Annotated in this window: 8 protein-coding genes; 4 read left to right on the forward strand and 4 right to left on the reverse strand. The window is 73.4% G+C overall.

From position 1 onward, the window contains the following. Positions 1-9 precede the first annotated feature (9 nt). Together G6039_RS20025 and G6039_RS20030 are read left to right on the forward strand one after the other, a co-directional pair. Positions 10-978: an NADPH:quinone oxidoreductase family protein gene (locus G6039_RS20025; protein WP_006944629.1), complete on the forward strand. Its 969-nt coding sequence runs from the start codon at positions 10-12 to the stop codon at positions 976-978. A 49-nt stretch (positions 979-1,027) separates the two neighbouring features. Further along, complete coding sequence (locus tag G6039_RS20030) at positions 1,028-1,810, forward strand: enoyl-CoA hydratase (RefSeq protein ID WP_029546943.1); 783 nt, start codon at positions 1,028-1,030, stop codon at positions 1,808-1,810. A 9-nt stretch (positions 1,811-1,819) separates the two neighbouring features. Here G6039_RS20030 and G6039_RS20035 read toward each other — a convergent pair whose 3' ends face one another. The 4 genes from G6039_RS20035 to G6039_RS20050 form a co-directional block, all read right to left on the reverse strand. Then, positions 1,820-2,467, reverse strand: a complete 648-nt coding sequence (locus tag G6039_RS20035; RefSeq protein WP_006944631.1) for a TetR/AcrR family transcriptional regulator — start codon at positions 2,465-2,467, stop codon at positions 1,820-1,822. A 150-nt stretch (positions 2,468-2,617) separates the two neighbouring features. Further along, complete coding sequence (locus G6039_RS20040; RefSeq protein ID WP_006944632.1) at positions 2,618-3,280, reverse strand: histidine phosphatase family protein; 663 nt, start codon at positions 3,278-3,280, stop codon at positions 2,618-2,620. Then, complete coding sequence (pheA, locus tag G6039_RS20045) at positions 3,277-4,191, reverse strand: prephenate dehydratase (protein ID WP_029546942.1); 915 nt, start codon at positions 4,189-4,191, stop codon at positions 3,277-3,279. Before pheA ends, G6039_RS20040 begins: the two co-directional genes overlap by 4 nt. Before the next feature lie 71 nt (positions 4,192-4,262). Further along, positions 4,263-4,967, reverse strand: coding sequence for a hypothetical protein (locus tag G6039_RS20050; RefSeq protein ID WP_029546941.1), 705 nt, complete (start codon positions 4,965-4,967; stop codon positions 4,263-4,265). 82 nt (positions 4,968-5,049) lie between these two features. On the opposite strand from G6039_RS20050, the gene G6039_RS20055 reads away from it, so the two are divergent. Together G6039_RS20055 and G6039_RS20060 are read left to right on the forward strand one after the other, a co-directional pair. After that, positions 5,050-5,877 (forward strand): DUF2470 domain-containing protein, encoded by an 828-nt coding sequence (locus G6039_RS20055; RefSeq protein ID WP_029546940.1) that lies wholly within the window; start codon positions 5,050-5,052, stop codon positions 5,875-5,877. A gap of 73 nt (positions 5,878-5,950) precedes the next feature. Continuing rightward, positions 5,951-6,985: serine/threonine-protein kinase (locus G6039_RS20060; protein WP_241258847.1), on the forward strand; the 1,035-nt coding region annotated here is incomplete at its 3' end.

The following is a 6,985-nucleotide window of genomic DNA, read 5'->3' on the forward strand; positions in this document are numbered from 1 at the left end:
GGAGAACTCATGCAGGCGGTACAACTGACCGAAGCAACCGGGCCCGACGGCGTACGGCTCGTGGACCTTCCCGAGCCCGACGCGGACGGCCTCGTCGTCGTCGATCTGCACGCGGCCGGAGTCTCGTTCCCAGACCTGCTGCAGACCACAGCGAGCTACCAGGTCGTGCGCCCCCTGCCGTCCGTGCTCGGCGTCGAAGGCGCCGGCACCGTGCGCACCGCCCCGGCCGGCAGCGGCCTGAGCCCGGGGCAGCGCGTCGCCGTCCTCGCCACCGGCGGCGCCTGGCAGCAGACCGTCGCGGTGGATCCGAAATCCGTCTTTCCGCTTCCCGATTCGGTGTCCCTGACGGCCGGAGCCGGATTCCTCATGAACTACCTGACCGTCCACTTCGCCCTCGACGAACGCGCCCGCTACCGCGCCGGCGAGACGGTGCTCGTGCACGGCGCCGCAGGCGGGGTCGGCGTCGCCGCCCTACAGGTCGCGGCCGCGCTCGGACTCGAGACCATCGCGGTGGTGAGCACCGAGGAGAAGGCCGCGGTCGCGAAGGCCAACCGCGCCACCCACACCGTCGCCGTGGAGGGCTTCAAGGACCGGGTCCTCGAGCTCACCGGCGGACGCGGCGTCGACATCGTTCTCGATCCCGTCGGCGGCGACCGGTTCACCGACAGCCTGCGCAGCCTGGCACCGAACGGACGGGTCGTGGTCCTCGGCTTCACCGGCGGCGAGATTCCCACCGTCAAAGTGAATCGTCTTCTGCTCAAGAACATCTCGGTCCTCGGCGCCGGATGGGGCGAATACGTGCGTACCTTCCCCGGCTACACCGCCCAGCAATGGGCGCAGCTCGAGCCGCTGCTGCGCTCCGGGGCACTGCAGATCCCCGAACCCACCGTCCACCCGATGACGCACGCCGCCGAGGCGCTGCGGTCGCTCGCACATCGCTCCGCCACCGGCAAGGTCGCCCTGGCGCTGCGCCCCTGACGTCCCGAGAGACCCTGACCGTCCCGAGAACCCCACCCCCGGAGGACCCATGACCATCGATCCCGTCGGCGTCGACGTCACCGTCGACGACGGCATCCTGCGCGTCACCCTCAACCGGCCCGCACGGATGAACGCCGTCACCACCGCCACCCTCGAGGCCGTCGCCGACGCCTTCGAGAAGCACGCCGGCGACGACGCCGTGCGCGTCGCAGTCCTCACCGGCACCGGTCGCGCCTTCTGCACCGGCGCCGACCTCGCCGGCAAGGACCTGTCCGCTCCGCCGTCGGCCGGGACCATCGACGCCGCCAACCGCACCGTCGCCGCGATCCGCGCCTTCCCGCGCCCGGTCATCGGCGCCGTCAACGGCCCCGCCGCCGGCGTCGGCGTGTCCCTCGCCCTGGGCTGCGACCTCACCGTCGCGGCCGAGTCCGCCTACCTGCTGCTCGCCTTCACCCGCATCGGCCTCATGCCCGACGGCGGCGCGACCGCACTCGTCGCCGCGTCGATCGGCCGTGCCCGTGCCCTGAAGATGGCGCTGCTCGCCGAACGGCTGCCCGTCACCGAGGCACTCGCGGCCGGGCTGATCGCCGAGGTGCACCCCGACGACGACTTCGCCGCCGCCGTCGACGCGCTCGCCACCCGGCTCGCCGCCGGACCGGTCGAGGCCTTCCACGCCACCAAGGACGCGATCAACGACGCGACCCTCGGCGAGCTCGACAGCGCGTTCACCCGCGAGCGCGCCGGGCAGCTCGAGCTGCTGGCGTCCGCGGACTTCCACGAGGGCGTGAGCGCCTTCCAGGAGAAGCGGACGGCGGTGTTCGGCCGGGGCTGAGCCCGCCCGTCAGGGCTTCGGGGGAGGGGTGGCGCCGACCGTCTTGAGGGCGATCGCGACGTACTTGCGCGCCACCTCCTCCGGGCTCAGGGAGCCCTCGCGGTGGTACCACCGCGGGATGGACTGGCACATGCCGAGCAGCGCACGGGTCGTCTCGGCCGGATCCTCGACGTCGAACGCCCCGCGCCGGGTCCCGTCCTCGACGATCTCGAAGACGAGCTTCTCGATCTCCTTGCGCACCGCGCGGTAGCGCTGCCGGTTCTCGGGGCTGAGGTAGCGCACCTCGCCCTCGAGGGCGGCGAGGCGGGGACGGTTCGTCATGCGCAGCACGATCGCCTCGATGGCGTTGGAGAGCCGCTGCACCGGATCGTCGCCGCCGTCGGCGTCGGCGGCGTAGGCCCGGGTCATCACGTCGCTGGTCGAGAGCTCGAGCAGCGCGATGAGCAGGCCTTCCTTGTTCTCGTGGTGGTAGTACAGCGCGGGAACGGTGACGCCGACCCGGCGGGCGATCTCCCGTACCGAGGTGCCGTGGAACCCGGTCTCGTAGAAGGCGTCGAGCGCCGCGGAGAGAATGGGAGTCAGCTCCATCGGCTCGAGGCGACGCCAGTCCGGCGCAGCGACACCGTCCGCGACGGTGTCGTCGGTGGAAGTTCCCATTGCCGTACCCAACCTATCGATCGCTACATTCGGACGGCTCGAGGATACCCGTGCGTCGGCCCCGGCCGGGACGCCTGCGCACTCGGGGGCTCCCCGCGAGCGATGGACGCGCGCAGGAAGCACCACGGCGCGCGGACGACGAGGTGGGGGCTAACCCATCGGATCGTCGGCGCCGGCGCGTCCGGTGTCGTGGAACGGCGCCTGGAAGGTGCCCCAGCGCACGCACTCCCAGCCGCCGCCGGGCAGCGGGACCAGTTCGACGCTCTGGGTGTTGGCGAGGTGGTTGCTGGTCGCGAAGCTGCCCGGCACCCGGCCGAGGTGCGCGGCGACGAGGCGGATGGCGGCGCCGTGGCTGACCACGACGACGTCCCCCGAGCCGTCGTCGAGGTAGTCGGTGCGCAGCGACTCGACCACCGGCAGGTACCGGTCCAGGACGTCGAGGCCGGATTCGCCGCCGGGCACCCGGTCGCGCAGGTCGCCGGTGTGCCAGGACTCGTACACCTTCATGAACAGCGCGTGGGATTCCTCGTCGCTGCGGTCCTCGAGCTCACCGACCTGCACCTCGTGCAGGCCTTCGCGGACGACGGTGGTCACACGGGCGGCGAGTTCGACGTGCTCGGCGGTCTGCCGGGCGCGCAGGGCCTGCGAGGCGAACAGGGCTGTCGGCGGCTGCTGCGCGAAGCCCTGTCCGAGGGTGCGGGCCTGCGCGACGCCGAGGTCGGTCAGTTCGGCGCCCGGCAGCTTGGTGTCGAGGCGACGTGCGACATTCGCCACCGTCTGCCCGTGCCGGACCAGGATCAATCGGCCGCTCAACGCTCTTCCTCCCCGCGCCGCAGCCGTTGCAGCCACTGCGCATCCTCTTCGTCCGATACCGGGGCCACACCGTGCTGGGACACTGCCGCCCAGGAGCCGAGGAACCGCACCTGCGCGAAGCGGTGCAGCGCCTTGAGCGCCTCGGCGACGAGCGCGTCGTCGATGTGGCCGACACAGTCCAAGTGGAAAAAGTAGGTCCCGTATTCCTGGCGGGTAGGGCGGGACTCGATGCGGGTGAGGTCGATGCCGCGGGTGGCGAACTCGGTCATGGCCCGCACGAGGGAGCCCGGTTCGTTCGGCAGCTGCAGGATCACGGAGGTGCGGTCGACGCCGGTGCGCGCCGGCGTGGGGGCGGGCCGGGTGGCGAGCACGAACCGGGTGCGGGCGCCGGCGTGGTCGGCGACGCCGTCGGCGAGGACCGGCAGGCCGAGCCGCTGCCCGGCCAGGGCGGTGGACACGCCGGCGTCGGCCTTGCCGGCGGCGACGTCCTCGGCGGCGCCGGCATTGGACGAGGCGGCCACCACGTCGGCCTTCGGCATGTGGTCGACGATCCACTGGCGCACCTGCGCGGCGGCCACCGGATAGGCGTGCACGATGCGGACCTCGTCGAGCGTGATGCCCGGCCGGGCCACGACGGTGAAGGCGACGTCCAGCTCGGTTTCGGCCACGATCTGCAGGCGCGGGCCGACCGCGAGGGCGTCCATCGTGGGGGGCACCGAGCCCTCCACCGAGCTCTCGATGGGCACCACTGCGCCGTCGACCGCGCCGTCGCGCACGAGTTGCAGCGCCGCGGGCGGGCTGGCGGCCGACACCCGCTCGACCGGGCCGTCGAAGGTGCCGGCGTCCTCGAACCGGGCGAGGGCCATCTCCGTGAAGGTTCCGGTGGGGCCGAAGTAGGCGATGCGGGGCACGCCTAGAAGGGTACGCATCGAACGTGTCCGGGCCCTGTCATCGCGGCAACGGGGTCATCGCGGCAACGGGGTCATCGCGCCGCCAGGCCGAGGGCTGCGAGGTCGCGCGCGACGCCGGCCGGGTCGTCGACCTCGACGGCGAGCAGGATCTCGCGCACGGCCGCGGCCGCCTCGGGGATCAGGGCGGTCAGCCGGCCGGGGTCGGGCGCGGCGAGGGCGGCGCGCACGTCGTCGCCGCGCAGGGCCGCGACGGTGGCGGCGAGCAGGGCGAGCACCTCGTCGGCGTCGCGGGCTCGGGCGACGTAACCGGTGCCGGCGTGGGCGAGGACGGACAGGAAGTCGGCGATCTCCCCCACGTCGCGTCCGGTGGGCAGGCCGGGGCTGTGTCCGGCGCCGACGAGTGCGCGGGCCGTCACGGGCAGGTCACCGGCGTCGACGTAGACGGTCAGAGGGGCGGGTACGGCGACGGCGAGCGCGTCGTCGAGGTCCGCCGCGGTGCAGTCGAGCTGGTAGCGGACCGGGACCGGGCGCAGGCCGGCCAGGCGCTCCGCGTCGGGGGCGACGTCGAGTTCACCGACGATCCGCACCGCCCCGGTGGTCTCCCCGAGGGCCTCGGTCAGCGTGGACACCGGCACCACGGGGTCTCCGATCGCGTCGAGCGCGGGGGCGGCGAGCGCGTCGGCGAGGGTCGGATGCCGGCGGGTGAGCAGTGCGGTGAGCAGGCCGCGGGGCTCCTCGCGGGACGGCGGCATTCCGAGGGTGAGCGGGATCGGCACGTCTCCAGGCTAGTCGCCGGGGTGTTGCGACCCCGCTCACCATGACTTAGGTTTGCCTCACCTACCATTCGAGGAGGATTCGATGCCGGCCACCACCGCCCGTTCCGCGCCCACGACCGCCGAAGCGGTCCGCACCGCCGTCGCCCGCACCGGCTCCGTCGCAGTTGTCACCGGCTCCACCGCAGTTGTCACCGGCTCCGCCGCAGTTGCCACCGGCTCCGCCGTACTCGCCACCGACGGGGCCGCGCCCGTCACCGCGGTGCTGCACCACCTGCACAGCGACGGCGACCTGCTCGTCGTCGTCCCCGACGACTGTGCCGCCGTCGCGCTGACCTGGCAGCGCGGCGCCGCGGGCCTGCACGCCGTGCTGGAACTGACCGACCACTCGCCGCTGCGGCTGCGCAACCCCGTCCGCTCGCTCATCTGGCTCAGCGGCACCGCCCACGCCGTCGCCGAACCCCGCCGGCTCGCCGCCGACATCGCCGCGACCCTGCCCCACCCCGCGCTGCTCGACGTCGGGCACCGCGCCGAACTGCTGCGCCTACGGCTCACGTCCGTCGTCGCCGCCGACACCACCGGCGCCGAGTCCGTGGAGGTCGCCGACGTCCTCGCGGCCGCGCCGGACCCGTTCGCGGCCGTCGAGTCCGCATGGTTGCAGCACCTCGAGCAGGACCACGGCGACCTCGTCCACCGCATCGCCCGGCACATCCCCGTCAACGACCGGCGCGGCCGCATCCGGCCTCTCGGCCTGGACCGTTACGGCCTGCGCCTGCGACTCGAGTCCGGCCGCGGCGACCACGACGTCCGGATTCCGTTCCCCGAACCCGCCGACGACGTCGAGTCCCTGAGCCGCGCCCTGCGCCGCCTCGTGGGCTGCCCGTTCGCCAACGGGCTGCGCGCGAGGCACTGATCGGCCCCGCGCTTCGGCGGTATCCTCGAGTCAGCACTCTCCCGAGCGCGTCGCACGCCGAAAGCCGGGAACCATGGCCGATTTCGATCCGGAAGCCACCCGCCCCGCGGGGCAGGGGATCGCGGCGGAACTCGCCGCGGCGGGGTTCGACGACGCCCTCGTCGTCGGCCGGGGCGGCTTCGGCGTCGTCTATCGGTGCCGGCAACGCTCCCTCGGGCGCACCGTCGCGATCAAGGTGCTCTCCTCCGACCTCGACGCCGAGAACCGCGAACGGTTCCTGCGCGAGGGGTTCGCGATGGGCGGGCTGTCCGGCCACCCGAACATCGTCAACATCCTCCAGGTGGGCGTCACCTCCACCGGCCGGCCGTACATCGTGATGCCCTACCACCCCAACGACTCGCTGGCGGTGCGGGTACGCCGGGACGGGCCGATGCCGTGGTGGGACGTCGTCCGCGTCGGGGTCAAGCTCGCCGGCGCCCTCGAGACCGCCCACCGCGCCGGCACCCTGCACCGCGACGTCAAGCCCGCCAACATCCTCGTCACCGAGTACGGCGAGCCGCAGCTCACCGACTTCGGCATCGCCCGCATCGCCGGCGGCTTCGAAACCGCCACCGGCGCCTTCACCGGATCCCTCGCCTTCACCGCACCCGAGGTGCTCGAGGGCAAGCCGCCCACCCCGGCCTCGGACATCTACGGCCTCGGCGCGGCCATGTTCGCCCTCATCACCGGCCGCGCCGCGTTCGAGCGACGCACGGGCGAGGAGATCATCGCGCAGTTCCTGCGCATCACCAGCCAGCCCATCCCGGACCTGCGCCCCCACGGCATCCCCGACGACGTGTGCGCCGCCATCGAGCACGCCATGTCCGTCGACCCGGCCCGCCGGCCCGCGACCGCGGCCGACTTCGGCCGCGAGCTGCAGCAGACCCAGGCCCGGCACGGCCGCCACGTCGACGACATGGCCCTGCCCGGCGAGCTGCGGTTCCACGACCAGCCGACGGGCCGGCACCCCCTCGCGAAACCCGTCACGGCCACACCCGTCACGGCCACCGCGGCACCCGTCAAACCCGCACCGCCGGGACCGAACGGTCCCCCACCGCCACCGCCGCCC

The sequence above is a fragment of the Rhodococcus aetherivorans genome (genome assembly GCF_011058165.1).
Taxonomy (GTDB): domain Bacteria; phylum Actinomycetota; class Actinomycetes; order Mycobacteriales; family Mycobacteriaceae; genus Rhodococcus; species Rhodococcus aetherivorans.

What these genes read in the sequence shown, in the direction of transcription:
- G6039_RS20035 (WP_006944631.1), bottom strand. Translation starts at nt 2,467, where the DNA reads ATGGGAACTTCCACCGACGACACCGTCGCGGACGGTGTCGCTGCGCCG.
- G6039_RS20055 (WP_029546940.1), top strand. Translation starts at nt 5,050, where the DNA reads ATGCCGGCCACCACCGCCCGTTCCGCGCCCACGACCGCCGAAGCGGTC.
- G6039_RS20025 (WP_006944629.1), top strand. Translation starts at nt 10, where the DNA reads ATGCAGGCGGTACAACTGACCGAAGCAACCGGGCCCGACGGCGTACGG.
- G6039_RS20030 (WP_029546943.1), top strand. Translation starts at nt 1,028, where the DNA reads ATGACCATCGATCCCGTCGGCGTCGACGTCACCGTCGACGACGGCATC.